This window comes from Methylophilus sp. Leaf416 (assembly GCF_001424665.1).
GTDB lineage: Bacteria > Pseudomonadota > Gammaproteobacteria > Burkholderiales > Methylophilaceae > Methylophilus.
Genome location: NZ_LMQS01000004.1, coordinates 166,615 through 193,576, shown reverse-complemented (window position 1 = coordinate 193,576; position 26,962 = coordinate 166,615). Strand labels below are relative to the sequence as shown.

Annotated in this window: 17 protein-coding genes; 7 read left to right on the top strand and 10 right to left on the bottom strand. The window is 49.0% G+C overall.

The genetic code is table 11. From position 1 onward, the window contains the following. Nucleotides 1-39: 39 nt before the first annotated feature. Nucleotides 40-624 (bottom strand): hypothetical protein, encoded by a 585-nt coding sequence (locus ASG34_RS10685; protein WP_055830355.1) that lies wholly within the window; start codon nucleotides 622-624, stop codon nucleotides 40-42. Between the two features lie 276 nt (nucleotides 625-900). Here ASG34_RS10685 and ASG34_RS10680 point away from each other — a divergent pair, with 276 nt between their 5' ends. From ASG34_RS10680 to ASG34_RS10670, 3 genes are all read left to right on the top strand, one after another. Beyond that, on the top strand, nucleotides 901-2,133 hold the full coding sequence (locus ASG34_RS10680; protein WP_055830353.1) for an MFS transporter: 1,233 nt from the start codon (nucleotides 901-903) through the stop codon (nucleotides 2,131-2,133). A gap of 13 nt (nucleotides 2,134-2,146) precedes the next feature. Continuing rightward, the gene (locus tag ASG34_RS10675) at nucleotides 2,147-2,503 is read left to right on the top strand and encodes a DUF4186 domain-containing protein (RefSeq protein ID WP_055830351.1); all 357 of its coding nucleotides are present in this window, start codon (nucleotides 2,147-2,149) and stop codon (nucleotides 2,501-2,503) included. A gap of 433 nt (nucleotides 2,504-2,936) precedes the next feature. After that, nucleotides 2,937-3,629 carry an MlaA family lipoprotein gene (locus ASG34_RS10670; protein ID WP_055830349.1) on the top strand — a complete coding sequence of 231 codons (693 nt, stop codon included), beginning with the start codon at nucleotides 2,937-2,939 and terminating at the stop codon, nucleotides 3,627-3,629. A gap of 604 nt (nucleotides 3,630-4,233) precedes the next feature. Here ASG34_RS10670 and ASG34_RS10665 read toward each other — a convergent pair. The 6 genes from ASG34_RS10665 to ASG34_RS10640 form a co-directional block, all read right to left on the bottom strand. Continuing rightward, nucleotides 4,234-5,622, bottom strand: a complete 1,389-nt coding sequence (locus ASG34_RS10665) for a TolC family protein (protein WP_369814566.1) — start codon at nucleotides 5,620-5,622, stop codon at nucleotides 4,234-4,236. Between the two features lie 49 nt (nucleotides 5,623-5,671). After that, on the bottom strand, nucleotides 5,672-8,860 hold the full coding sequence (locus ASG34_RS10660) for an efflux RND transporter permease subunit (RefSeq protein ID WP_055830345.1): 3,189 nt from the start codon (nucleotides 8,858-8,860) through the stop codon (nucleotides 5,672-5,674). Between the two features lie 22 nt (nucleotides 8,861-8,882). After that, nucleotides 8,883-9,962, bottom strand: a complete 1,080-nt coding sequence (locus ASG34_RS10655) for an efflux RND transporter periplasmic adaptor subunit (protein ID WP_055830343.1) — start codon at nucleotides 9,960-9,962, stop codon at nucleotides 8,883-8,885. Nucleotides 9,963-10,228: 266 nt separating this feature from the next. Further along, the gene (locus ASG34_RS10650) at nucleotides 10,229-10,552 is read right to left on the bottom strand and encodes a hypothetical protein (RefSeq protein ID WP_235559775.1); all 324 of its coding nucleotides are present in this window, start codon (nucleotides 10,550-10,552) and stop codon (nucleotides 10,229-10,231) included. A 1,182-nt stretch (nucleotides 10,553-11,734) separates the two neighbouring features. Next, entirely contained in the window at nucleotides 11,735-15,523 is a 3,789-nt protein-coding gene (gene metH, locus ASG34_RS10645) for a methionine synthase (RefSeq protein WP_055830340.1), read from the bottom strand. A gap of 58 nt (nucleotides 15,524-15,581) precedes the next feature. Continuing rightward, on the bottom strand, nucleotides 15,582-16,283 hold the full coding sequence (locus tag ASG34_RS10640; RefSeq protein WP_055830337.1) for a DUF2490 domain-containing protein: 702 nt from the start codon (nucleotides 16,281-16,283) through the stop codon (nucleotides 15,582-15,584). An 80-nt stretch (nucleotides 16,284-16,363) separates the two neighbouring features. Between ASG34_RS10640 and ASG34_RS10635 the strand changes: the two genes are divergently transcribed. Both ASG34_RS10635 and ASG34_RS10630 read left to right on the top strand, forming a co-directional pair. Further along, nucleotides 16,364-16,744: a CidA/LrgA family protein gene (locus ASG34_RS10635; RefSeq protein WP_055830336.1), complete on the top strand. Its 381-nt coding sequence runs from the start codon at nucleotides 16,364-16,366 to the stop codon at nucleotides 16,742-16,744. Continuing rightward, nucleotides 16,737-17,477 carry an LrgB family protein gene (locus ASG34_RS10630; protein ID WP_055830334.1) on the top strand — a complete coding sequence of 247 codons (741 nt, stop codon included), beginning with the start codon at nucleotides 16,737-16,739 and terminating at the stop codon, nucleotides 17,475-17,477. Before ASG34_RS10635 ends, ASG34_RS10630 begins: the two co-directional genes overlap by 8 nt. 1,078 nt (nucleotides 17,478-18,555) lie before the next feature. On the opposite strand, the gene waaA is transcribed toward ASG34_RS10630, so the two are convergent. Continuing rightward, nucleotides 18,556-19,821, bottom strand: coding sequence for a lipid IV(A) 3-deoxy-D-manno-octulosonic acid transferase (waaA, locus tag ASG34_RS10625; protein ID WP_200934445.1), 1,266 nt, complete (start codon nucleotides 19,819-19,821; stop codon nucleotides 18,556-18,558). A 370-nt stretch (nucleotides 19,822-20,191) separates the two neighbouring features. Between waaA and ASG34_RS10620 the strand changes: the two genes are divergently transcribed. Both ASG34_RS10620 and ASG34_RS10615 read left to right on the top strand, forming a co-directional pair. Then, complete coding sequence (locus tag ASG34_RS10620) at nucleotides 20,192-22,357, top strand: adenosylcobalamin-dependent ribonucleoside-diphosphate reductase (protein ID WP_055830330.1); 2,166 nt, start codon at nucleotides 20,192-20,194, stop codon at nucleotides 22,355-22,357. Nucleotides 22,358-22,549: 192 nt separating this feature from the next. Then, nucleotides 22,550-23,242 (top strand): TSCPD domain-containing protein, encoded by a 693-nt coding sequence (locus ASG34_RS10615; protein ID WP_055830328.1) that lies wholly within the window; start codon nucleotides 22,550-22,552, stop codon nucleotides 23,240-23,242. Between the two features lie 46 nt (nucleotides 23,243-23,288). On the opposite strand, the gene ASG34_RS10610 is transcribed toward ASG34_RS10615, so the two are convergent. Further along, a complete protein-coding gene (locus ASG34_RS10610; RefSeq protein ID WP_055830326.1) occupies nucleotides 23,289-24,680 on the bottom strand; it encodes a hypothetical protein in 1,392 nt (463 codons plus the stop codon). Between the two features lie 42 nt (nucleotides 24,681-24,722). After that, nucleotides 24,723-26,924: an AAA family ATPase gene (locus tag ASG34_RS10605; RefSeq protein WP_055830325.1), complete on the bottom strand. Its 2,202-nt coding sequence runs from the start codon at nucleotides 26,922-26,924 to the stop codon at nucleotides 24,723-24,725. Between the last annotated feature and the right edge of the window lie 38 nt (nucleotides 26,925-26,962).

The following is a 26,962-nucleotide window of genomic DNA, read 5'->3' as shown; positions in this document are numbered from 1 at the left end:
ATTTTTCATGTGGTGAGTAACCACCGCACGAATGAATTTTTAAACTTTAAGACATACGTTTGATGTCTTAACCCATTTGCCGTTTTTCAATTCCTCGATTTCAGCCTCAGTACATTTCCTGTCCGGATTCCAGATCCAGACCTGGTTGTAAATCTCCTGATACTCGGTGCCATCCCACACATAACGCACTTCATAACCATGGCTGGGTAAGCCGCCAGAAACCCTGATATCCGGGAATCCTTTGGTTTTCTTGTCCGAGAGGGTTAACAAGCCCGCCATAGATGATTCAAAAATCACTTTCGCTTTTTGGGGCAAGGTATCAAACACCCACATCGGGCATTCGTCATTACTGCAAAAACATCTTGAGCGTGGTTTTACGACTAAGGCTTTCACAGATGAGTTCAATTCCACAGGTCTGGCTTCAAAGGCTTTGCTGACAATTAACCCTTCTTCTTCACATTCTGCGTACACGCTATCAATTTCTTTGGTTAAATAATTAATCACGGAACCAGGAATAGTGACCGGGTGATCAATGGCCTGGTTTGCGCTGATAGCGTCGCCAGCAATGATTGGCGATGAGATCAGAAATAGCAGTGATGAGATAGCAAATGGATATATGTGCATGGCGGATAGTGTTAATTGGGTGAGTGAGCTTGGCAACTTCAATACTGCAATATCGCTGAGTCAGGACACATGATAAGCGTTCTTGAAAATAAAACGGCGGGTGCGCCCCATCTATATCGGCAGAGTCGCACGGGGTCAACGACGGCTCATCAGCGAATCACTTCGCGTACTGCCTGATTCACCGCACCCGCGCCGCTATTGTAGGGCAATCAACGCGACTTCTGAAGTGCTTGTGCGATCGGCTGGGGGCGGATATTGATAGCGTATAATGACTGTATGTCCTTGTCCGTACGCCAGATTCTCGCCCATCAGGGTTACGCTTTCCCCAAGTTACTCGCCTTTCGTATCCAGATGGTGTTGTCTTACCAGATGATGATGGTTGCCATCGGCTGGCATATTTACGAACTCACGCACGACCCCTGGTCACTCGGCCTGATCGGGCTGGCAGAAGTCATCCCCTACATGAGTAGCGCCCTGTTTCTCGGCCACGCAGTGGATCATTATTTTTCACGCAAAGGGTTTGCCACCGTCGCCGCGCTGTTTCTTTCAGTAAACGCGGTAATGCTGGTGCTGATCACTTTGCATCAGCCAGCGCATACCGTGATGTGGATTTATGGCACGGTCGCACTGACCGGCTTCGCAAGAGCGCTGATTTCCCCTAGTTACAACACGCTGTTTGCACTCATTGTTCCGCGTGCATCGATAGCCAAGGCATCGGGTATCGGCAGTTCCATGTTTCAGATTGGCCTGATTGTTGGCCCGGCGATGGGTGGCCTGTTAGTCGGTTTTGCCAATAAATACGTCGCTTATGAAATATCTGCCTTACTCGCATTGGGTGCGGCCATTTCAGCGATGACCTTGCATGTTAAAGAACATCGCAGCCATACGCCTATGAAAGTGTTTGCCAGTATCGCGGAAGGTTTGCAGTTTGTCCGACGTACGCAGGTGGTGCTGGCGGCGCAATTGCTGGATATGTTTGCGGTACTGTTTGGCGGTGCGGTGGCGATGTTGCCCGCCTTTGTGCATGACGTTTACCAGATGGGTCCTGAAGGGCTGGGTGTATTACGCGCGGCTCCGGCAGTAGGCGCGATTATTACCGGCTTATGGCTGGCGAAAAACCCGATTCATCAGCATAGCGGACGCTGGTTATTGCTGGCAGTGGCCGGATTTGGCCTGTGCATGATTGCCTTTGGCTTAACCACTACCTACTGGCTGGCCGCCATCATATTGGCAATCTCCGGCATGATGGATGCCGTCTCGGTGATTCTGCGGCAAACCATCCTGCAACTGGCAACGCCTGATGGCATGCGCGGGCGGGTGTCTGCCATCAATGGGATTTTCATAGGTTCATCCAATGAGCTGGGCGCATTCGAATCCGGCCTCACGGCAAGGTTAATGGGGCTGGTGCCCTCGGTGGTATTCGGCGGCCTGATGACGATTGCGGTGGTTGGCGTCACCGCGGTCAAAGCGCCTAAACTGCGTGATCTGCATGTGTCGGAACTGCATTAACCCCGGATAAACCATGCGCGATCTTGATCAGTTGTTCCAGGCGTTACAACGGTCAACATTCCGCACCAGTTTCCGGCTGAATGCCAGGGATACGCAATACCTGCGGCAAAAAGGCCTGGCGGTGGTGCTGGATCACGCGGAGGCTTTTATTGCGGACCGGCTTGCCCCGGCAGTCATTGCCAATGAGGGTCAGCAAACGCCGATGCGCGGGCATCCGGTGTTTGTGGCGCAGCATGCAACAGCGACTTGTTGTCGCGGGTGTTTGGCCAAGTGGCATAGAATCCCGGCTGGGAGGGCGCTTAGTCTGGATGAACAGGCATATATCGTGGTGGTGATTGAGCGGTGGTTGATGCCGTTGGTTTTTGAGTGACAGCCCAATCAAAAGAACATCTCTTTCTTTTTATCCTGCACTATAAAAATCATTGACTAGTGCTCTCTAAGTCTTTCTTATCCTAAGACATTCACTGCCTATGCATACAAATAATCTTGTCATGCCCCTGTTTTAGACTGAGCTGGATTGTTTGCAAGTGTTCGACCTAGGGTGCCGATTGAAGGAACCTGGCCTAAACAGCAATGTTACGGATAACCACACGTTATAACACCTATGTATACCAGACCTATGACGTGCCCATTCTCTGGATTTTCTCTTGTTTTGGGATTTCTGGCTGCTGAAGCATAGATGCAGAAAAGATGGGCGTCATTAATTCATGCGATATTTTTTAATTTGGCAACTAGTCAGGCCAGTAACGGTCTAGTAATAGAGTGCACAGGAAGCATTTAAGCTTCAACGAGGAGTAGCACAGATGAAAGTAGCAAATATGATGCATTTGATGACGCTGGCAGCGTTATCGGGATGTGCAACAGCAGGTAATCCTGACCCATTGGAACAAGTGAATCGGAAGACTTTCGCATTTAATCAAAAATTAGATGACGTAGTATTAAAGCCCGTCGCTAAAGGCTATCAGAAAGTTGTACCAGGTACAGTTAGGCAAAGTGTCCGTAATTTTTACGCCAATCCGCGTGACTTGCTGTCTGCTATCAGTTCTTTTCTTCAAGGTCGGCAAATCGATGGTGCGTCTGATTTAATGCGTTTCGCTACCAACAGTACGATTGGTGTGCTTGGGCTATTTGATGTAGCGACCCCGCTGGGATTTGAAAAGCATAACGAGGATTTAGGACAAGCGCTTGGATATTGGGGAATGGGCTCTGGGGCATATATCGTTTGGCCAATCTTCGGGCCATCTTCTTTAAGAGATACCACGACGCTGGTAAGTAATCTTGTTGTTACTCCGCAAGCACTTGTGTCTGACAATTCACTTTATTACTCTTTAACCGCATTACAAATTACCAATGCCAGAAGTGATCAGTTAACGACATCGGAAATTCTTGACGATATTTCAATAGATCAATATCTGTTTGTTCGGGACGCCTATCTGCGTTACAGGGAGTCATTAGTTCATAATGGAAACTTGCCTGCTGACCCGGATTTTGAGTAAAAATCCTGTTATTTCATCTCGCTCTGCACGTTTATACTGAAGTAAACGCGGCCTATAACTAAAGGTCATTCCTGCGAAGGGTGTAGCATGGGTTTCCATAGAGCATTCACTGTGCCTGCGATTAGACTGACTTATGCAAAAAAGTATTTCATAGTAGATTTTCATCTTTCTATTTCGCCCCTAGGCGAGTTACTTTTCTTTGCTTGCCCAAAGAATAAGTAACCAAAAGAAAGGGCACCCTAGCTTCCGCTTATTTCCTGCGTTGCTCNTTTCGCCCCTAGGCGAGTTACTTTTCTTTGCTTGCCCAAAGAATAAGTAACCAAAAGAAAGGGCACCCTAGCTTCCGCTTATTTCCTGCGTTGCTCATCAACGTGGGCGGCCAACGAAACTCGCCCTAGCGGCTTGCAAAAGACGCAAGCCACCGCGGAACTCAAACAGACGCTGGCCGAAAACTCCCACGCTGACTGCGCTACTCGGCGCGTCAGATAGGGGACCCGTTTAAAACCATCACGTGGAGGATATCTATAAAAGAGTCCCGTACGATCTCGCAAGGTGAGGTTGCAATATAGCTAAACCCTGTCTTGTGAATATCTTCTTCCTAGCCTTACTTCCAGCCACCACCCAGCGAGCGATACAGATTCACCACGGCTGAAACCTGTTGTTGCTTGGTTTCTATCAACTCCATTTTGGCATCCAGTGCATCGCGTTGCGTCAATAATACTTCCATATAGTCAGCACGCGCGGCTTTGAATAGCTGGTTGGCGACATCAATCGATTGGGTCAGTGACTCGACCTGTTTGTTTTTCAACTGGTAGTTTTTATCCAGGTTGTCCATATTGGATACCTGGTTGGCCACTTCCATATAGGCATTGATGATTTTCTGCTCATATTCATAAGCGGCCTGCACTTGCATGGCACTGGCGCTCTTGTATTGTGCTTCTATCGCATTCCGGTTAATCAGCGGGGCGACCAGCTCACCACCAAACGAGGCCATGACCGAGGCGGGGATGTTGAGCAGGTATTTTGGATCAAATGCCTGGAACCCTAACCCGCCACGGATAGAGAATGAAGGGTAAAAGTTGGCTTTGGCGACATCGATATTCAGCTTGGCCGCTGAGAGTTCCAGCTCCGCCTGGCGGATATCCGGGCGGTTAGCCAACAACTCGGATGGCACGCCTGCCTGTACCATCTTCGGTTGCATATCCATAAAGTGTGCCGATGAACGCGCCACCGGTTGTGGGGTTCTGCCCAGCAAGAAGTTGATGCGGTTTTCGGTTTCTACAATTTGCTGTTTCAATACAAACTGGCGGCTCTGGTTCTTTTTCACTTCTGCTTCAAACCGTTTCACTGCCAGCGAGTTGGCGCGTGCATATTGTTGCAGCTGTTTCACGACTTCAAAGGCATTTTGCTGAATGGCGATATTCTGGTCCAGCGTTTCCAGCTCGTTGTCCAGCGCGACCAGCTCATAGTATGCATTGGCGACTTCGGCCACCAGGTTGGTCACCAGGAAGTGCTTGCCCTCGATACTGGCCATGTATTCAGTCACCGCAACCTTGGTGGCGTTACGCAGTTTCTTCCATACGTCCAGCTCCCACGAGGCGGTCAAGCCAAACTGGTAGTTACCCAGGAAGCGCGGGTTGGAGCGGCCCTCCTTGATATCCAGGTTTTCTTCCACGGCGCCGTTGCGGGTGTATTTGCCAACTTTTTCTTTATCAGCACTCGCACCGATGCCGACAAATGGCAGGTACTCGCCGCGCCGGGCCTGGATTTCATTCTGGGCGACGCTGATGCGCTGCGCCATCATGTTGACTTCCTTGTTGTTGGCTACCGCGATATCAATCAGTGATATCAGGTTCTGATCTTCAAAAAAGTCTTTCCAGTTGACGGTGGCACTATTGCCGGCAGGCTCCACCCCCTGCTGAAAGTGGGTGGGTAAAGTGGTATCCGCCTGTTTGGTCGTGATGCCGGGAATGGAGCAAGATTGCAGCAGCATGGCTGTGCTGCCCGCAATCAGCCAGGCCACGGTCTTGCGAGAGTTAAGGTTATGCTTCATCATCATCTTCCAGGCCCTTGCTATAGTGATAAATTTCAGTCAGAGGGTCTTGTTCCTCGTGCTTGATCAGGGTTTTACCATCCGTCATTTTGGCAAACATGTAGTAAAGGCCGGGGATCAGGATGACACCGAATACCGTGCCGAACAGCATGCCGCCAAAGGCTGAGGTACCGATGGTGCGGTTACCTACGGCACCTGCTCCAGTGGCCATTACCAAAGGAATCAAGCCGGCAAGGAACGCAAACGAGGTCATCAGGATAGGCCGGAACCGGGCTTTGGCGCCTTCAATCGCCGCATCACGTAATGACATGCCCTGATTGCGTTTCTGCACCGCAAACTCCACGATCAGCACCGCGTTTTTACCGAGCAGACCCACCAGCATCACCAGCCCGACCTGCGCATAAATATCGTTGGCCAGCCCCAGTGATTTCAGCAGAAAGAAAGTACCGAATACACCTGCCGGCAGCGACAGGATCACCGCTAGTGGCAATACAAAACTTTCGTATTGTGCGGCGAGCACCATGTAAACGAAGATCAGCACCACGGCGAAAATCACTAACGCTTCATTACCACGTTGCGCCTCGTCGAATGACAGGCCTTCCCAGCCAATATCATAGCCGTGTGGCAAAGTGGCTTTGGCAACTTCCTTCACTGCCTTGATCGCGTCATCACTGGTGTAACCAGGCGCGGGTGTAGCACGGATAGTGGCTGAGTTATACAGGTTATAACGGGTGATCTCGTTCGGGCCCTGCATTTTCTTCATCTTCATGAAAGCGGAGTAAGGCACCATCTCACCGTCGTCGTTTTTCACGTAGTAATTCAGGATATCGCTAGGGTAGCGCCTGAATTCCGGACTCGCCTGTGTATAAACCCTGAAATAATTGTTAAAGCGGATAAAGCCTTGCTCGAAAGTACTACCGATAAGGATGTTCAGGTTATCCATCGCTTTACCGATAGATACGCCTTTTTGCATGGCTGCCTTGTTGTCGATCTCCAGTTCATATTGCGGATAGTTGGCCGCATAAAATGTGAACAGGCCGGTCAGCTCTTTGCGTTTGCCTAAAGCCGCCATGAACTCCTGGTTGATTTTGTCGAACGCATGATAATCAGTGCCGTTAGTTTTATCCAGCAGGCGCAAAGCCAACCCCGATGCCGCACCATAACCCGGCACCGCAGGCGGTTCGAAATACTCGATCACCGCACCGAAGTTTTTGGTCTTTTCTTCCAGTTCTTCAATAATCTGCTGCACTGATTTATCGCGTTTAGACCAGTCTTTCAGGTTGATCAAACAGGTTCCCGCATTAGAACCACGGCCTTCGGTCAGGATTTCATAACCCGCCAATGCAGAAACTGATTCAATGCCGTCTACTTTTTTGGCCTCATTCTGCAGCAAACGCGCGACTTTGTTGGTGGCTTCCAGTGTTGAGCCCGGCGGCGTCTGGATGATCGCGTAAATCTGCCCTTGATCCTCACCCGGAATAAAACCGGCAGGCAAGGTCTGGTTCATCACAAAGGTACCAAAGGCGAATCCGACTAGGGCCAAAATAGAAACACTGCGTAGGGTCACGATTTTGCTCAGGAACCTGGTGTAATGCCCGGTCAAGCGGTCAAACCAGCGGTTGAATTTATCGATCAGCCAGCTCACCGGTGTCCTGCGTTTGGGTTGACCATGATGGTTTTTCAGCAAAATCGCGCACAGCACTGGCGTTAACGACAACGCCACCACACCGGAAATCACAATAGACGATGCCATGGTAATGGAGAACTGGCGGTAAAACACCCCGACCGGACCGGTCATGAAAGCCACCGGTACGAATACCGCGGTCATCACCAGTGTGATCGCGACAATCGCACCACCAATCTCGCCCAGCACTTTTTGCGTCGCGCGGTAGGGCGAGATGTGCTCGTCTTCTTCAAACTTGGCGTGTACCGCTTCCACCACCACAATCGCGTTATCGACCACGATACCGATCGCCAGCACCAGCGCGAACAGGGTGATCAGATTGATGGTGATGCCGAACAGCTGCATACAAAAGAAAGTACCAATCAGCGACACCGGTACCGCCAGGATAGGGATCAGCGTTGAGCGCCAGTCACCTAGGAAGATATACACCACCAGCGCGACCAGGAAAAAGGCCTCTACCAGCGTATGTAATACTTTCTCGATAGAAGCATCCAGGAATTTGGAAACGTCATAATCGATCTCGTAAGCCATCCCCGCCGGAAAGTTAGGTTTCAACTCTTCCATTTTCTTTTTAACGTTCTCAATCACCTCGCTGGCATTACTGCCGTAGTTTTGCTTGAGTACGATGGCAGCAGACGGGAAACCATCCTTGTTGGAATAAATATCGAAAAACTCGCTGCCCAGTTCAATTTTGGCCAGGTCTTTCAGTTTCAGGATCTCACCTTCGGAATCGGCGCGGATAATGATGTCGCCATATTCTTCCGGCTTGTTGTAACGGCCTTTGTAAACCAACACATATTCTTTTGATTGCGCGGAAATACCCGAGCTTTGCCCCAGGCGACCTGGACGGCCGATGATACTTTGCTCGCTGATGGCTTTCATGACGTCTTCGATAGACACCTTGTAAGCACGCATGCGGTCAGGGTTCAGCCAGATACGCATCGCATACTGGCGGCTACCCAGGATCTTGGCACTGGCAATACCGTTTACACGCTGGATTTCCGGAATCACATTGACGTTGGCGTAGTTATACAAAAACTTCTCGTCAGCGTTCTTATCCTTGCTGAACAGGTTGATGTACATCAGCATGCTTGGCTGCACGCGTTCGACGACTACACCTTCGAGTTGCACCAGTTCCGGCAAGCGGCTCATCACCTGGTCAATCCTGGTCTTGACGTTAATCATGGCCTGGTTAGGGTCGGTACCCAGCGCAAAAATCACCTGGATAGTCGCTTCACCGGCACTGGTCGCATCTGACACGATGTATTTCATGCCCGGCACGCCGTTAATGGCGCGTTCAATCGTAATCAGCGATGATTGCACAAGCACGTCGGCACTCGCACCAGGATAAGCCAGGGATACGATCACGCGTGGTGGCGCAATGTCAGGGAACTGCGAAGTCGGCAGTGACTTGATAGAAAGAAAACCTAAAAATACGATCAATAGCGACAAAATAATCGCCATGACCGGTCTTTTGATAAAGATACTTAGCATGGGGGATTCGCTTTCTGGCTGACTATTCGGCGTAAAGGTCTAAATGGGAATACACATGCTCCGGTGTCTGGAAATTCACCGCGATGGTTTCGCCGTTCTGTACCCTGCGCAGGCCTTCGATCAACACGCGATCATCTTCCTTCAGCCCGGATTTCACGATAAACAGATGGGGTTGCTCGGCAGCAATCGTGATCAGGCGCTGTTCCAGCTTGTTGGCTTTGGTCACCACATACACATAGGTTTTATCCAGCACTTCAAATGTCGCTTTTTGCGGAATCAGCAACGCATTCGGGAAAGGTACGTTCATCAGGATATTGCCGGTTTCACCATGCCTGAGCACGCGGTCAGGATTGTTAAACACAGCCCGGAACTCAATATTGCCGGTTTTATTGTCGAAATCGCCTTCAATGGTTTCGATGGCCCCTTCCTGGTTAAACACTTGCCCGTTGGCCATTTTCAGTTTGACCTTGCGGTGTTCATCGCGGTCTTTGATCGCCATGTAATCCAGGTACTCGGCTTCCGGCACGTTAAAGTACACCCACATTTTGCTGTTATCAGACAGCGTAGTCAGCAAATCGCCTTCGTCCATCAGGCTGCCTTTTCGTGCTGCCAGGTGGTCCATGACGCCGGTAAAGGGTGCCTTGATATCGGTAAAATTCAAATGCGTCTGAGCCAGTTTCACTTCTGCATTGGCTTTGTCCAGTTTGGCCTTACCCAGTGCCAGTTCATTAGGAGAAACAATATTCTTCTCCGCCAGCGCACGCGTATTCTCATATTCGATCTGCACCGTTTTGGCTTCCGCCTCCGCTTTCAGTAATTCGACCTGATAAACGTTAGGCATGATCTTGAACATCGGTTGCCCCTGTTTGACGACTTGCCCCTCATCGACAAAGATATCCTGCAGGTAACCACGCTCCAGCGCACGCAATTCAATATGCTGGGTTGCATGGATCTGGGCGACATATTCCTTGGTAATGTTGGTGTCTTTGCGCAACGGCGACGTGACTTCCAATTTAGGCGGCGCTTCCTTGTGCTCTTCCTCTTTGTGGCAGGCGCTGAGCACAGTGCCAAGAAAGCCTAACACGACCAACTGCTTAATCATTGAGTGCTGTTTAATCATCATATTTATGTGTATCAGATAATAAAGAAAGGGTAATGCAACGCATGACCATCCAGGTGCTGAACTGGCATGGGCGTTGAACCTGTCTTGCGATACACAGCCTGTGTTGTCCGCGGTGATTAAGGTGATATTGCTAGGTTTGTCTTGCTTATTTTGAGGCAAGCAAACGGGTACCTTATGGCGGAATCAGGCGTGTGGGTGCTCAGGTTCAGCGCGCGCCATGCACAGGCGCTTACGCGGATGACACCTTAGTGTGAGGCAGGCGGAGCGCGCGAATGCAGGTGACGAACAACCACCGGGCGTGGAGCCACGCGACGGCGAGAGAGACACAGCAACGCAAAAGGAATCATGCAGGCAATAGTGATGCTTGCGGCGGGGGGGATCAGGTAAAGCGGCGCAGTCAGCGGTGATTCGCCATCGCCGGTATATTCAACAATTTCAGCGACCCGTATCCGGACGGTGTCATCGCTGTAGCTGGAGTGATCGGAGAATTCAGCGACTAATGCAAAGCCGAGTACAGTCAGCAGCACTGTGACGACCCACAGTCTGAGTTGTGTTGCGGCTGTATTCAAATGTTTATGCATTAAATCAGTTAACGGAAAAGAATCAAATTTCTGTAATAACGGTTTTTATAATGGTGTAAATGCGTAAGGCAAAGTATTAAGATCCAGGTATCAAAATGATTTTTATGGTCTTTACAATACTTACATTAAACGCTTTTACATGGGAAATGACAAGTCGCCAAAGGGCGTAGTTCGCATTAAATGGCGCTTTGTAAGGTGGGTGTCAGTTTCGTAAGCATTTATTTCAATTTATCGGGTGGTTGAGGGAATGTGACAAGAGTTTTCAGAACATGGTTTGGTGTTTGCATTGTCATTCTGGGGGAGGGTATAGCAGGGGTTCCGCAGGAGAATCCAGGCCGGGTTAGTGCTTAGCTTGGCTGCAATATAAAAGCTAGTATCGCGCTTGCTGATAGTTTTAATAGGTATTTCTTTTAATATTTACCATTGTGTTTCGCCCCTAGGCGAGTTACTTTTCTTTGCTTGCCCAAAGAATAAGTAACCAAAAGAAAGGGCACCCTAGCTTCCGCTTATTTCCTGCGTTGCTCGNAAACTCGCCCTAGCGGCTTGCACACTACGCAAGCCACCGCGGAACTCGAACAGACGCTGGCCGAAAGCTCCCACGCTGACTGCGCTACTCGGCGCGTCAGGTAGGGGACTCTAAAACACACACGCTTTCAATTGGGTGTATTACTTCTATACATAGCATCCCGCTCAATTGTCGTGCAAAACAAAAAGCAACATAGCTGGTTTAGTCTTAGAGCTTACAAAGATTACTTAGCGCGCTCTGTCCATTGCGTCTCGTTAACGCTTCATCGTGGTGATTTTAACCGGGCCCCTATCTGACGCGCCGAGTAGCGCAGGCAAAATAAGGAGAAAGGGAGCGACTGTCTGAGCTCCGCGGTGGCCTGCGAAGTTTGCAGGCCGCTAGGGCGAGTTTCGTGACCGCTTATGCCTATCCGGCAAAGCAACGGACGAAAGTCCTGGTTCGAGCAACGCAGGAAATAAGTGGAAGCTAGGGTGTCTTGTTCTTTGCCCTCTTTCTTATGGACAAGCATAAGAAAGAAGGTCGCCTAGTGGCGAAAAAAACGCCAACCAATCCGCCAATGCAACAACCCAAAGAGTGATTTTCTAAATCAATCAGACAAAACAAAAAGCGCACTGAATAGTGCGCTTTTTATATGTAATTACTACTTACCCAAGGTTAGGTGCTAACCACCGCTCCAACCAGGCCTTATCCACATGCCTTCTCTTCGCCATGTCTTCCACCTGGTCATTGGCTATCTTGTCGACACTGAAATATCTGGATTCCGGATGGGCCAGATAAAAACCGCTTACTGCCGCTGCCGGCAACATCGCGTAACTATCCGTCAACTGCATATCAATTTCTTCCGCCTGCAGCACCCTGAACATATCCGCTTTCACCGTATGGTCCGGACAGGCTGGGTAGCCTGGCGCCGGACGGATACCTTTATATTGCTCTTTGATCAGCGCTTCCTTATCCAGTGCTTCGCTGGCGGCATAGCCCCAGAAATCGGTACGCACACGCTCATGCATATACTCGGCAAACGCTTCGGCCAAACGGTCAGCCAGTGACTTGAACATAATGGCGTTGTAGTCATCATGATTCTTTTCGTACTCAGCCAGGCGTTTTTCCATACCCAGGCCAGCCGTCACCGCAAACAGGCCAATATAGTCATCGGTGCCCTTGGGCGCAACAAAGTCGGCCAGGCACTGGTTAGGGCGTGCCACGCCGTCAATCACCGGTTTTTGTGTTTGCTGGCGCATGCCGTACCAGGTCAACGCTACCTGGCTGCGGGATTCATCGGTATAGATCTCGATATCATCGTGATTGACCTGGTTGGCTGGCAGCAAGGTAATCACGCCATTGGCATTTAACCAGCGGCCATCAATAATGCGCTTGAGCATGGTTTGCGCTTCGGCAAACACTTTGGTTGCGGCTTCACCGACGACCTCGTCCTTGAGGATGGCAGGATAAAAACCGGCCAGGTCCCAGGTCTGGAAGAAAGGACCCCAGTCTATATATTGTGCAATCAATGCCAGGTCGATATTTTTGAATACACGACGACCAATAAATTTGGGTTTTACCGGCGCATTTGGCGCGGCGAAGTTTACTTTGGCTGCATTGGCACGCGCATCAGCGATGGTCAGCATAGGCACGCCTTTTTTATTGGCATGCTGGTGACGGGCTTTTTCGTAATCGGCCTGGATCTCGGCCAGGTAAGCGCCGCGCGTTTCCGGCGTCAGCAGGTTTTGCATGACGCTGACCGAGCGGGAAGCATCCGGTACGTAAATGACCGGGCCTTCGTAGTTAGGCGCAATTTTCACGGCGGTGTGTGCGCGAGAGGTGGTCGCGCCACCGATCAGCAATGGGGTCTGTTGTGCTACAAAATGCGGGTCGCGCTGCATTTCCCTGGCGATATAGGCCATTTCTTCCAGCGACGGCGTAATCAGGCCGCTTAAGCCGATAATATCGGCATTCTCAGCCTTGGCCATGGCCAGAATCTCTGCGGCAGGCACCATCACACCCATATTCACCACTTCGAAGTTGTTGCACTGCAACACCACCGAGACGATGTTTTTACCGATATCGTGCACATCGCCTTTTACCGTGGCAATGACCACCTTGCCCTTGGGCTTGGCCACTACACCGGTGCGTTTTTCTTCCAGTGCTTTTTCTTCTTCGATAAACGGGATCAGGTGCGCGACGGCGGATTTCATCACGCGCGCCGATTTCACCACTTGCGGCAGGAACATCTTGCCCTGGCCGAACAGGTCACCGACCACATTCATGCCGTCCATCAGCGGGCCTTCGATCACATGGATAGGGCGACCACCGTTGTTCATGATGTCCTGGCGGACCTCTTCAGTATCGGCGACGATATAGTCGGTAATACCATGTACCAGTGCATATTCCAGGCGCTTGCTGGCTGGCACCGGATTTTCCGGTGTACCGCGCCAGGCCAGTGTGGCTTCCGCTTTTTTGCCGCCAGCAACTAACGTACCGGCTATCTCGATCATGCGCTCGGTCGCCGCCAGCGGATTATCCGGGTCGACCACACGGTTCAGCACCACATCTTCAACGCGTTCTCGCAATTCTGCGGGAATATCATCATAAACGCCGACCATGCCGGCGTTGACGATACCCATGGTCATGCCCGCCTGGATAGCATGGTAGAGGAACACGGTATGAATCGCTTCACGCGCCGGTTCGTTGCCACGGAAGCTAAAGCTGACGTTGGATACGCCACCGGAAATACGCGCATACGGCAGATTTTGCTTGATCCAGCGCGTGGCTTCGATAAAGTCCACCGCGTAGTTGTTGTGTTCTTCGATACCGGTGGCAATCGCGAAAATATTCGGGTCAAAGATAATATCTTCCGGCGGAAAACCCTGGCCTACCAGCAGATCGTAAGCGCGTTTGCAGATCTCGGTTTTGCGCGCAAACGTGTCGGCCTGGCCGGCTTCGTCAAACGCCATCACGACTACGGCCGCGCCATACCGCTGGCATAGCTTGGCCTGGCGCAGGAACTCGGTTTCGCCTTCTTTCATCGAGATCGAGTTGACGATGGCCTTGCCTTGCACACATTTCAGGCCAGCCTCAATCACCGCCCATTTGGAGGAGTCGATCATGATGGGCACGCGGGCGATATCCGGCTCGGAGGCAACCAGGTTAAGGAAGTGCGTCATCGCCTTAACCGCATCCAGCATGCCTTCATCCATATTGATATCGATGACCTGGGCGCCATTCTCTACCTGCTGGCGGGCGACGCTGAGTGCTTCTTCGTATTGCTCGTTGATGATCATGCGCGCAAACGCTTTGGAACCGGTCACATTGGTACGCTCGCCGACGTTCACATACAGCGAGCTTTCATCAATAATAAATGGCTCCAGCCCGGACAACTTGGTGGCGACCGGTAACGTGGGTACCTGGCGTGGTGGCAGGTCCTTGATCGCGGTATAAATCGCGTTGATATGGCCGGGCGTGGTACCGCAGCAGCCACCGGCGATATTGATAAAGCCGCTGTCAGCAAACTCTCTGACCAGGCTGGAAGTCACATCCGGCGTTTCGTCAAAACCGGTGTCTGACATCGGGTTAGGCAAACCGGCATTTGGGTAGATACACACAAAGGTATCCGCCACTTTGCTGAGTTCTTCAGCATACGGGCGCATCAGCGTCGCACCCAGCGCGCAGTTCAGGCCTACGGTCAGCGGTTTGACATGACGGACTGAGTGCCAGAAAGCCGTGACGGTCTGGCCGGAAAGGATACGGCCGGAAGCATCAGTCACCGTGCCGGAAATCATGATAGGCCAGGTCTTGCCCTGTTCATCAAAAAACGTCTCGATCGCAAACAAGGCGGCTTTACAGTTAAGGGTATCGAAAATAGTTTCCACCATCAGGATATCGGCACCGCCATCCACCAGGCCGCGGATCTGCTCGTGGTAAGAAGTTACCAGCTGGTCAAAACTGACATTACGGGCGGCGGGATCATTGACGTCCGGTGAAATCGAAGCGGTTTTTGGAGTAGGGCCCAATGCGCCAGCCACAAAGCGCGGCTTGTCCGGTGTGCTGTATTTGACGCAGGCGGCCTTGGCTAATTTGGCCGCCTCAACGTTCATTTCATACACCAGGTGCGCCATATGGTAATCATCTTGCGCCACGCTGGTAGCACCAAAGGTATTGGTTTCTACAATGTCGGCACCGGCAGCCAGGTATTTCTCGTGGATTTCCTGGATCACATGTGGCTGGGTGAGGGTCAGCAGTTCGTTATTGCCTTTGACAAACAGCTCGCGCTCGCCGGCCGGCCCCTGGAAGTCCTTGAAACGCTCGCCACGGTAGTCGGCTTCAGTCAGCTTGTATTGCTGGATCATGGTCCCCATCGCGCCATCCAGGATCAGGATGCGTTTGGACAAGGCTTCACGTAGCCATTGCTCGGTGGGGGAAACCGTCAGTTGCGTCATGCGTATCAACTTGAAAATAAAAGCGCCATTTTAACACAGCGCGTTTCAAGCTCCGCGGTTAGAAGTTGAAGCGAAAGGTGGTCATCAATACGTGGTTTTCGCGGTCTACCGTGCGGGTATTGATGAACTGGTTCAGGTAACCGACATCCACGTTGGAAAAATCGCTGAATTTCCAGTTGATACCCAGGAACAGGCGGTTCTGGTCTATGCCGCGCCGCACGCCCCATTCGGTCTGGTTGAAGTTGATAAACAATTCGTCATACACCACCCACTGCATCTGCGGATGCAGTGTACTTGGCGTCGTAGCCCGCACCATCTGCCGCATGCGATGCCCTACGTCCTGGAAGTCCTCCCGGCGGCGTTGCTCGAAACGGGTGCGGCTGGTGAAAGTGATATCGGCCACTTCATCAAACTGGTATTGGAACTGCTCCCATAGCCGGTTTTCGCGAAAATCGGATTGCCCGGCAGGATGATTGATCACGGTGTCATAACCCAGCCAGACGCTGGATTTTGGATTGAATCTGTAAAATACAGCTGGCCGCAAAATCAGCTGGTCGAACTCCTTGCCTTCCTCACGCCAGCGCGGATGCGTATCCATACTCCAGTAAAAGTTATCTGCCGGTAACTTGCCCTGGGTGTAGATGCTTAACCAGTAACGACCATCTTCCTCTGTATCGGCAAAAGCGGCAGATGCAAACAGTAATCCCAGCATGAACAGCACACGGTTGAAAAAAATATGGTCGAATCTGGTAAATGACATTAACATCGCGGCATTCTATGGCTGTAAATCGGCATGGAAAATCGGCCGTAGCAGCGCGGCCATGTATATAAGGGGATTGCATGATATCAGGTTTGGTTCAACTCTTTTTGTGGCAGGGCCTGGGTGAGTTGCTCAGCAAGTTTTTCCTGCCCAGTATTCCGGGGCCGGTGCTTGGCTTATTGTTACTGCTGGCATTCCTGTGCCTGCGCGGCCAGGTGGATAAAGACCTTGCCGACGTTGCGGACGCTTTCCGCCAGCATCTGGGCTTACTGTTTGTGCCCGCCTCGGTCGGTGTGCTGTTATTCCTGCCTGAATTGCAAACGCATGCGCTGGCAGTGAGTACCGCCTTGCTGGTCAGCGTTATCCTGACCATTGCGGTGACGGCAATCGTGCTCAAAGTATTCTGGTACTTTTCACTGAAACGCAATAAAGGCATCACCCGGGAGCAGCGCCATGAGTAACCGCCTGCCTATCTCTGAAATCTGGGTCTACCTGTCCGGCGACCCCCTGTTTGCGCTGATCATCACGCTGGCCACTTACCAGCTCGGCTATCTGATGTATGTACGTGCCAAACGCCATCCCTTGGTCAATCCGGTGGCAATTGCGGTGATCCTGACCTGCCTGATTATTGATGCGCTGGATATGCCGTACGAGAAATACTTTGAAGGCGCGCAGTTTGTGCACTTCCTGCTGGGCACGGCAACGGTGGCGCTGGCAGTACCTATCTATTACGGCTTCAAACGCATGCAGGGCAAGATTTTCCATATCTGGGTTGCACTGACTGCGGGTAGTACGGTATCGATCGTCAGTGCAGTTGCCATCAGCAAACTGATGGGCGCCTCTGACAATATTGTCGGCAGCATGTATGCCAAATCGGTCACTGCGCCGATTGCGATGGGCATTGCCGAGCGGCTGGGTGTGTCGCCAACGCTGACAGCGGTATTCACTGTGATTACCGGAATGCTGGGTGCGATCCTGGCACCTTATATTTTGAATGCTTGCAAAGTACATCAATGGTGGATACGTGGCACGGCGATTGGTGTGGGTGCACATGGATTGGGGATTACGCGGGCATTTAGTGTGAATGAAGAGGCGGGGATTTATGCCAGTATGGCGATGGGGTTGAATGGGGTGATCAGTGCGATTGGATTGCCGATAGTGCTGACTTATTTACGGCCGCATTTGGGGTTTTGAGATTTGGGGAGGAATGGCTCCCACATTAATTTATTGCATCTCACCGTCATTCTGGTGACGGCAAGAATCCAGGCGAGGTGGAGACTTAACTTAGTTGCAATCGAAGAGGGTATGCTGCACTTGCTTAGGTTTGTTTTTAATAGGGACTTCTAAGAATATTTACCGGTGCCTTTCGCCCTTCGGCGAGTTACTTTTCTTTGCTTGCCCAAAGAATAAGTAACCAAAAGAAAGGACACCCTAGCTTCCGCTTATTCCCTGCGTTGCTCGTCAACGTGGGCGTCCAACGAAACTCGCCCTAGCGGCTTGCACACTACGCAAGCCACCGCGGAACTCGAACAGACGCTGGCCGAAAGCTCCCACGCTGACTGCGCTACTCGGCGCGTCAGGNAAACTCGCCCTAGCGGCTTGCACACTACGCAAGCCACCGCGGAACTCGAACAGACGCTGGCCGAAAGCTCCCACGCTGACTGCGCTACTCGGCGCGTCAGATAGGGGCCCGTGAAAAGCACACGCTTTCGCTTGAGTGTAATTCTTTACATTGCAGCACGCTCAAACACTCCTTAAAAACAAGCAAAGAAACAGAGGTATCAGAATTTGAATTTGGTCTTCGAAGTTTAAAACTCACTAAGCGCCCGCCATCCTTAATGTACTAAAAATTGCTTCATCGTGGTGGTTTTAAGCGGGCCCCTATCTGACGCGCCGAGTAGCGCAGGCAAAATAAGGAAGAAGGGAGCGACTGTCCGAATCCCGCGGTGGCCTGCGTTTTGTGCAGGCCGCTAGGATGAGTTTCGCGACCGCTTGTTTTGACGAGCAACGCAGGAAACAAGCGGATGCTAGGGTGCATTTCTTTTGGTTAGCTTTTCTTTGTGCAAGCAAAGAAAAGTAACTCGCCTAGAGGCGAAATGGAAACTCCCCTAACTAGAAACCTTCTACAAAACATAACTTTTCTGAAAAAATGCTCGTCTTTTTCTTTGCTTTTACTTATGGAAGAAAGAACGGTCGCCTAGAGGCGAAAAGGAATGCAGTAAAAGCGTTACGAAGCTAATAAATTTAGCCAATAGCTTTTAAGTCTAAACAATTAAGTTTTTAATAATTTATTGATTGCTGCCATCAATCTTTGCGTCGTTCCACGATGTTGCACCGTAAAATCCTTCGCCGCTTCAGACATTGCTCTAACCTTGGCTTTGTCCTTCGCCAGGTTTGCAATCATGTTTTTTAACTCTGCAACATCCGCCAATTGCACCGCCGCATTCGCCGCAACCGCCTCTCTCGTCACCTGCGCAAAATTAAACATATGCGGCCCTAAAATAGTGGGCACTCCCATCGTTGCGGCTTCAATCAGGTTCTGTCCACCCAGCGGCTGCAAACTGCCGCCCATGATCGCAAAATCACTCGCGGCATAATAGGCATACATCTCGCCCATGCTGTTACCCAGCACTACTTGCACATCCTCACTCAGCGTTTGCGCAAGCTCGGTGCGCAACACATAGCGCAAGCCGCATGCTTTTAGCAATGACTCCACTTCGGCAAAACGCTGCGGATGGCGCGGGACTAATAACAGCAAAACGTCACTGTCTTTTACCGCGTCCAGGATCATAGGCTCTTCACCTTCACGTGTGCTCGCCGCCATCAGCACAGTGCGGTTTGTACCAAGCAGCTCGCGTAAGCGTGCTCCGTTGGTCACACTATCCGCCGGCGGCGTGACGTCAAACTTCAGGTTGCCGCATACCATCACATTGCTAGCACCTAAGACTTGTAGTCGTTGTGCATCCGCCTCAGTTTGGGCCGCCACCAGCGCTAGCTGCTGCAGGCAATCATGCGTGAGCTTGCCCAGTTTGGCGTAACCGTGTGCTGATTTTTCCGACAGGCGCGCACTTAATAAGGCTACCGGCATCTGTCTGCTACTGGCCTCAGCAATCAGGTGAAACCATAGTTCGGTTTCCATTAACAGGCCGATGGCCGGGTTGAAGTAGTTTAAAAAGCGTTTGGCGGCACCAGGCGTGTCTACCGGTAAATACGCTTGCAGCACACGGCTACTGGCAATTTCTTCACGCAATACCTGCTGACCTGTTTCGCGCCCAGTGGGGGTGCCGTGCGTCATCAGTATCTGGTGTTGTGGATATTCTTTCAGTAGTGCCTGGATCAGCGGTTGAGTGGCGCGGGTTTCGCCGACCGACACACAATGTACCCAGATCAATGGTGCGTTTATTTTTTGGGTATAAAACCCATAACGTTCGGCCACATGCTGGCGGTATGCGGGTTGTTTCAGGCCGCGCCAAAGCAGCTTGAGTGGCAGCAGCAGCGCCACCATATAGATCAGTGCGGTATACACGAATTTTGGCATGGCGCTATTCTCGCATATTTGTGTTGATATCTTGATTGAACGCACCAATGAAATGCATGCGAAACAGGAGAGTGATGACTCACCTATGCCACAGCCCTTGTGTCTAAAGTGATTGGAAAAATGCAAGCATTACGCACCAAAAAAAGGCATAAAAATGGGTTGACGTCAACAAAATATAGGCATAAATTACCGCAACTAACACAATATATTGTGTTTGGCCGGGTACGTGCTTCTAGCAGTAGCGCGTGCATTGACGAGTATGCAAATGCTTGCCCGGCGGGTTTCAGAAAGCGATGTCAGTCGCTAAAGCCTTGGTGCTTACAGACTGATGTGTCAAATCATAAGAATCACCAAGGTATGGAGAAGCTCAATGCTAAAAGCAGTTGAAACGAAGAAGGTTTATTCAGAAGAGGGTGCAGTGGACATTCCGGTGCAGCCGGTCTCGCTCGATATCTGGGATAAAAAATACCGCCTCAAGACTAAAACCGGTGAGCATGTCGATCAGGACATGGATGATTCCTATAGCCGTGTCGCCCGTGCACTGGCCGATGTAGAAACCACCGAAGAGAAAAAAGCCGAATGGCACGAGAAATTCCTGTGGGCGTTACGCCGCGGCGCCATTCCTGCGGGGCGTATCACTTCTAATGCCGGTGCCTTGGAGCACAAGCCAGCCACTTCTACCATTAACTGCACGGTATCCGGCGTGGTGGAAGACAGCATGGATGACATCCTGGGCAAGGTGCACGAAGCCGGCCTGACCCTGAAAGCCGGTTGCGGTATCGGTTACGAGTTCTCCACCCTGCGTCCGAAAGGCGCGTTTGTGGCCGGTGCCGGTGCCTATACCTCCGGCCCGCTGTCGTTTATGGATATCTACGACAAAATGTGTTTCACCGTGTCTTCTGCCGGTGGCCGTCGTGGCGCGCAAATGGCAACCTTTGATATTTCGCATCCCGACGTGACTGACTTTATCAAGGCCAAGCGCGAAAACGGCCGTTTGCGCCAGTTCAACCTGAGCTGCCTGATCACCAAAGAATTCATGGAGGCGGTGAAAGCCGATGACGAATGGCGCCTGGCTTTCCCGGTCACCGAGAAAGAAGCGATTATTGATGGCCTGAATGTGAATGACGAGTCACAAGTGGTGTGGCGTGACTGGCCGATCAAGCATAAATACCTGAGCAAGGTCGATGGCCCTGATGCAGGCAAGGTCGCCTGCCGCATCTACAAAACCATCAAGGCCCGCCGCCTGTGGGACGTGATCATGTCTTCCACCTACGACTTTGCCGAGCCAGGTTTTATCCTGATCGACCGCGTCAACGAAATGAACAACAACTGGTTCTGCGAAAACATCCGCGCTACCAACCCCTGCGGCGAGCAGCCATTGCCACCTTACGGTGCCTGCCTGCTAGGTTCCGTCAACCTGACCAAGTTCGTGCGCAAGCCATTTACCGAAGAAGCGCATTTCGACTGGGAAGAATACCGCGACGTGGTTGGCGTCTTCACCCGTATGCTGGATAACGTGGTGGAAATCAACGGCCTGCCACTGGAACAGCAACGCGTGGAAATCGCCCGCAAACGCCGTCACGGCATGGGCTATCTGGGCCTGGGCTCCACACTCACCATGCTGAAAATGAAATACGGTGAAGATGATTCCGTGAAATTCACCGAAGAAGTCACCCGCATCATGGCCGAAGTGGGCTGGGAAGTCGGCGTGCAACTGGCTGAAGAAAAAGGCCCGGCACCTATCATGGACGAAAAATTCGAAGTGACTGCCGACATGCTGCGCCTGCGCCCAGAAATGGCCGCTGATGGCATCAAGGTCGGCCAGAAACTGGCCGGTAAAGTGTTGCTGGGTAAATACAGCCGCTACATGCAGCAGTTCCCCGAAGGCCTGCGTAACCAGATCGCGACCAAGGGTGTACGCTTTACGCATCACAGCTCTATCGCACCAACCGGTACCATTTCCCTGAGCCTGGCCAACAACGCCAGCAACGGTATCGAGCCGAGCTTTGCCCACCACTATGCGCGTAACGTGATCCGTGAAGGCAAAAAGTCCAAAGAGAAAGTCGATGTATTCAGCTACGAGCTGCTGGCTTACCGCGAACTGGTGAATGCCAACGCCATGCCGTTCAGCAACAAGCCGGAAGAGCAGTTGCCAGATTACTTCCTCGATTCATCCACCATCATGGCAAAAGCCCATGTGGATATCCAGGCCGCGGCACAAAAATGGATTGATAGCTCCATCTCCAAAACCATCAACGTGCCGACCGATTACGACTTTGAGGATTTCAAGAACATCTACCTCTACGCGTATGACAAGGGCCTGAAAGGTTGTACGACGTTCCGCTTTAACCCGGAAGCATTCCAGGGTGTACTGGTGACCGAGAAAGATTTGGAAAGCACCACTTACAAGTTCACGCTGGAAGATGGCACCGAGATCGAAGCCAAGGGGAATGAAGAGATTGAGTACGACGGCGAGATTCATACGGCGGCTAATTTATTCGACGCTTTCAAGGAAGGCTACTACGGAAAATTTTAGTGTTTGCCTGCTGCTCTCGCCATTGCGGCGTTAAAAAGCAGTTTTAAATCCTCATGTACTATTTGTACACTCCGGTTTAAAACCGCTTTTCGCCTGGCACTGGCTTCGCTCGCGACGGCAACCATCTAAAATTTTTAAGATTTAGATGATTGAATTTATTGAAAAATTGATTACTCCAATAGGGAGAACAACATGGCAATCAAGATCGACAAAAAAATCACCGCCTACAAACTGGTGACCGATGAAGACAAAAAAGCAACCGAAGCCGCAGCAGCGGCTGCTACGAATGTTATCCAGATGGGCGAACCGCTAAGCCGCCCGGATATGCTTGTGGGTAACACCTACAAGATCAAAACGCCGGTGACAGAGCACGCGCTCTACATCACCATCAACGATGTCATCATGAACGAAGGCACGCCACAAGAGCACCGCCGTCCGTTCGAGATTTTCATCAACTCCAAAAACATGGAACACTTCCAGTGGATCGTCGCGCTGACCCGCGTCATGTCCGCCGTGTTCCGTAAAGGTGGCGATGTCACCTTCCTGGTAGAAGAACTGAAAAGCGTATTTGAACCTTCAGGCGGCTATTTCAAAAAAGGCGGCAAGTTTGTGCCTAGCCTGGTGGCCGAAATTGGTGAAGTGGTAGAAACCCACCTGCAAGAAATCGGCATGCTGAAAAAGCCAGGCTTAGACGAACACCAGCAAAAACTGGTGGAAGAGAAAAAAGCGGAATACCTGGAAAAGCACGCCAAGTCAGGTGAAGAAGCAAACGATGAAGGCTTCCCCAAAGGTGCGCAGCTTTGCAAAAAGTGTAATACCAAAGCCAGCATACTGATGGATGGATGCATGACCTGCTTGAACTGCGGCGATAGTAAGTGCGGTTAATAAAAAGCCCGTTGCAAAACGGGCTTTTTATTTTTTGATTAATAATTTACAAAAGCTCCATGGTTTCTATTTTAAGTTGGTTGTAGATTATAGGTAGGCTATAAAGTTTTCTGATATTTGCTAAATACGTATTAGCTTCTTTAGTTATCGGTTGCAGTCCAATGATAATAAGTGACTCAATCCCAATTTCTTTGTTGTAATGTGCATATTCCAGAAGCTGACCAATTGCCTCTCTAATACATCTTGTAACTGTTGGCGCTGTTTTAATTTCGTAGAAGGTATATTTTTTAGCATGTCTTGCAACTGCGTCAATAAAGGTACCGTTTCCTGAGTTGTTTTCGGTTCCAACGTTAGACTTTCCATATTCTTTTACTAGCAGCTCATATAGAGCATCTTGCATACGGTTATGCTGTAAGTCTTTCTCTCCCGCTTTTTTAGAGTAACTATGTCGAGCAGTTGACGCTTTTTTGTTGTGACCACTTTTGAATTTAAAATGTTGTTTTTCTATTGAGTTTGGAACCGAAACAAAGTCTTTGAGGTTGTAGTAATCGGATTTAACAGAGTTATCATTAGCGCTGAATTTAAGAGGGTGGTCAAGTAACTCTAAGTCTAGGGCTTTGTATTTAATAACAGCAAAATAGGCGGGATTAATTGCCTCAAAAGCCACTATATTCCCTCCAACTGCTACAAGCTGACTCTTCATTTCTGCAAGCCAACCGTTGCGCTTATATTCTTTATAAACAGCAATTGACTCATCTATTGTTGTAACCTCTACATTCTTAATTTTCCCTATCCACAAACGTTCTTTTTCTTTTGCGTTGATAGAGTAAAGGTGAATATTAAAGACTCTATTTAGGTATGTATTGCGGTGAGCTCCAATGGCTTTAAGGTGGCCATAGTGATAGCCATTAATAGGTTTTGTTGTATCAAGTAACCATTCCTCATGACCAAACCCATAAAGCGACTCATAGGATTCTTGGTCTCTTGATTTTCCTTCCCGTCCTGATGGTTTTTGCCAATCATTTGTATTCCAACAAACTCTTGCAACCTTTTCCTCTGTTTCTAATGGAGTTGCAAACCATTCAATACCAATTTTTCTTAAAGTTCTTGGATTTGTATCAGGGATAATCTTTTTAATTTTCGCAGGAGCATTTTTTCTATTAATTCTTCTCTCATCTGAATAAATTTGCTTAAAAGTTCTGAGTTTGTATCCTTTTTCAATAAGCTTTATATGTTCTAGAGCCTGAGAATATCCGGGTTGTTTCCTCTTATTTAGATATTCCCATTGCTCACTGAGAATTAGCTCTTTGTCTTGATTGTTTTCTGCAAACCATGTCCCAAAAAAAATAACCTTTTCTTTGTGATTAACAAATGACCAGCTCCAAGTCCAGTTTGAACAGGTTGCGCCATTTCTAAGCATAAAATTCTTGCGGTTCATGTTAAATGTCTACCTTTGCTTTAGGCCTTTTAGTTTTAATTGTTAAGCGGGTAATCCCATCATCATGTTGTAATGTCCAACTTGATTAGCATTGATAAAAATTTGCTTAAATACTTGCAAGTAAGAGTCATTTGTCTGAGATCCATGATTTATATAAAGGTCGTCATGAATTGAATGAGAGCCATCATTAACCCATGAAAACAATGACTGACAAATTAGTTTATCTTTGCCGCTAAACGATTCGCAAAGTTCATCTTTACTTTTGCCTCCCCACATTGTGAAATAGTTTTCTAAAATGCGTCGCAGAGTATTTTGTAATGTGAGACTAGATTGATTTGGTGATTTAACTTCATTCCACAATAGTTCGTAAGCAGATTTGATTGGATTTTCAGAACATCTTTCTATATTGCTACCAGTCGAAAGTTTTTTGACCATCCAGAAAGATTCTTCTGCAAAAGGAGTATTTCCAGATCGTTTCGAACTAAAGCTAATTTCTTTATGAAAATAAACATTATGGGTTAATACAAATATCTGTTTTATATATCCAGTTTGGGTTTTGATTTCTTCAAAAATACTCTTAATTAAACTACTGACGATATACAAAACATCACTGTCTAAACTCGATATCGGATCATCAAACACTACAATTCGATTTGTTGTTGTACCGTCTGAAGTTTGAGCTCCCTTTATTAAATAGTAAAAGTATAAAAATGTAATAAACGTTTTTTCTCCCTCACTAAGTGATTGCCGAGCATCTGAACCATCCTCCCTACAGATTTTGTATTGTCCCTGATCATTTGCGATTTCAATCGTGAATGAAGTAAATCCGAAGGTTTTTAATAAGTTATTAATTGCATCTTTAGTAGGTTGAACAGAGGTCGATTGCTTTTCTAAAGCTTTAATCTGATCCTCCAATTGTCTCTTCCTGGTAAGAGCACCATCTAAACTTTGTTCCATACCTTGAATCGTATTTTGGAGGTTGGTTTTTTTTGTTAAGTATTCAGCGATATCTATTTGAAGCTCAGCAAGCACAAATTTCCAAATTTCGGATGTAAGCTGTAGTTTTTCTTGTGCAATATTCAGAACTACTTGGTTATGTTTTTCGATTGCAGTATTTGCAACAGTTATGTGAAATATGAGCTGAGATGCCAATTGACCTACAGACTCCAGCGTCAATTTCCTACTTGGCTCTTTCAACTTATTTGTAAACTGATCTATATTTCGCTTTAATAAATCTTTAAGTAAATCTACCTCCGCAGCAAAAAGCTCCTTAGGGATGAAGCTTGAGTCTACTCGTTTAATTATCTCTAATGTAGTTTCAAGAGTGCTTGCTGCATGGACATAGTTTTCTTTGAGCTTAATGACTTCTTGAATGTCATTTTCATATTCCTCATTAAAAAACTTCCCTAAATTATCAGAAAATTCTTTAGTGGTGGATTGTTGGCAAAACGGACATACATTGTTAGTTTGCTGATGGAAATGTAAGCCTTGTTTAACCCAATCGGCATTGCCTAGTTGATTAATTAGTTTTGAGATATTTACATCTTGAGCACCAATAATTGGTTTCTGTAATAATTGGTTTGAGTCGAATCTAAGTAAGTCATCAACAATTATTAGAGGTAGTGGCTCCGCTCTTTCGAGAGCTGTGGAAAATACTGTTGTAGCTTTTGATTTTAGAGTGTCTATATCAAGCAAAACAGCATGATTATTCGAAACTTCATGTAATACTCTTTCTTTGAATCTTTCTGCATTGTTTCTTACACCAGTAAATGCATTTTGGAAATAAGCGTCATGCTTTTGTTTCTGTATCCATGCTTTGTCTCTTAAGTTATTTTCGATAGTGCTTAATTCTGCTTTACGACCGGGTTGCTCTTCATTGCCATGAAGGTTTTCATTTAAACCTCTAATTCTTCTCAATTCTTGTTCAATTTGAGGTCGTAAAACTGCTATCTCAGCTTCAGCTTGAACTTGATTCTCCCCCAAACTAAAAACGCCACGGACAGGACTCTGAATATTGAAATTCCTTTCAACAAAGTCACGGTTGTAAACCATTACTTCTAGAGGAGAGCCACCTGCCCAAGTAATTTTGCAGTCTGTGTGCTCAATGGCTTGTTCAATAGCACGGCCTATAGTGGTTTTTCCGCTACCGTTGGCTCCAAATATGTAATTAACTTTTCTTATGTCACTGAGATTAACGGGAGATGTATATGTTGCAACATTTTGTATTGTTAGCTCAGTAATCATAAATGTTTATTCCTGAAATGGATTTCCAATGTTATGAG

Coding starts and splice junctions, on each gene's coding strand:
- ASG34_RS10610 (WP_055830326.1), bottom strand. CDS start 24,680: ATGAACCGCAAGAATTTTATGCTTAGAAATGGCGCAACCTGTTCAAAC.
- ASG34_RS10675 (WP_055830351.1), top strand. CDS start 2,147: ATGCGCGATCTTGATCAGTTGTTCCAGGCGTTACAACGGTCAACATTC.
- waaA (WP_200934445.1), bottom strand. CDS start 19,821: ATGCCAAAATTCGTGTATACCGCACTGATCTATATGGTGGCGCTGCTG.
- ASG34_RS10665 (WP_369814566.1), bottom strand. CDS start 5,622: ATGCTGCTGCAATCTTGCTCCATTCCCGGCATCACGACCAAACAGGCG.
- ASG34_RS10615 (WP_055830328.1), top strand. CDS start 22,550: ATGGCAATCAAGATCGACAAAAAAATCACCGCCTACAAACTGGTGACC.
- ASG34_RS10630 (WP_055830334.1), top strand. CDS start 16,737: ATGAGTAACCGCCTGCCTATCTCTGAAATCTGGGTCTACCTGTCCGGC.
- ASG34_RS10605 (WP_055830325.1), bottom strand. CDS start 26,924: ATGATTACTGAGCTAACAATACAAAATGTTGCAACATATACATCTCCC.
- ASG34_RS10680 (WP_055830353.1), top strand. CDS start 901: ATGTCCTTGTCCGTACGCCAGATTCTCGCCCATCAGGGTTACGCTTTC.
- ASG34_RS10635 (WP_055830336.1), top strand. CDS start 16,364: ATGATATCAGGTTTGGTTCAACTCTTTTTGTGGCAGGGCCTGGGTGAG.
- ASG34_RS10670 (WP_055830349.1), top strand. CDS start 2,937: ATGAAAGTAGCAAATATGATGCATTTGATGACGCTGGCAGCGTTATCG.
- ASG34_RS10620 (WP_055830330.1), top strand. CDS start 20,192: ATGCTAAAAGCAGTTGAAACGAAGAAGGTTTATTCAGAAGAGGGTGCA.
- ASG34_RS10655 (WP_055830343.1), bottom strand. CDS start 9,962: ATGATTAAGCAGTTGGTCGTGTTAGGCTTTCTTGGCACTGTGCTCAGC.
- metH (WP_055830340.1), bottom strand. CDS start 15,523: ATGACGCAACTGACGGTTTCCCCCACCGAGCAATGGCTACGTGAAGCC.
- ASG34_RS10685 (WP_055830355.1), bottom strand. CDS start 624: ATGCACATATATCCATTTGCTATCTCATCACTGCTATTTCTGATCTCA.
- ASG34_RS10660 (WP_055830345.1), bottom strand. CDS start 8,860: ATGCTAAGTATCTTTATCAAAAGACCGGTCATGGCGATTATTTTGTCG.
- ASG34_RS10640 (WP_055830337.1), bottom strand. CDS start 16,283: ATGTCATTTACCAGATTCGACCATATTTTTTTCAACCGTGTGCTGTTC.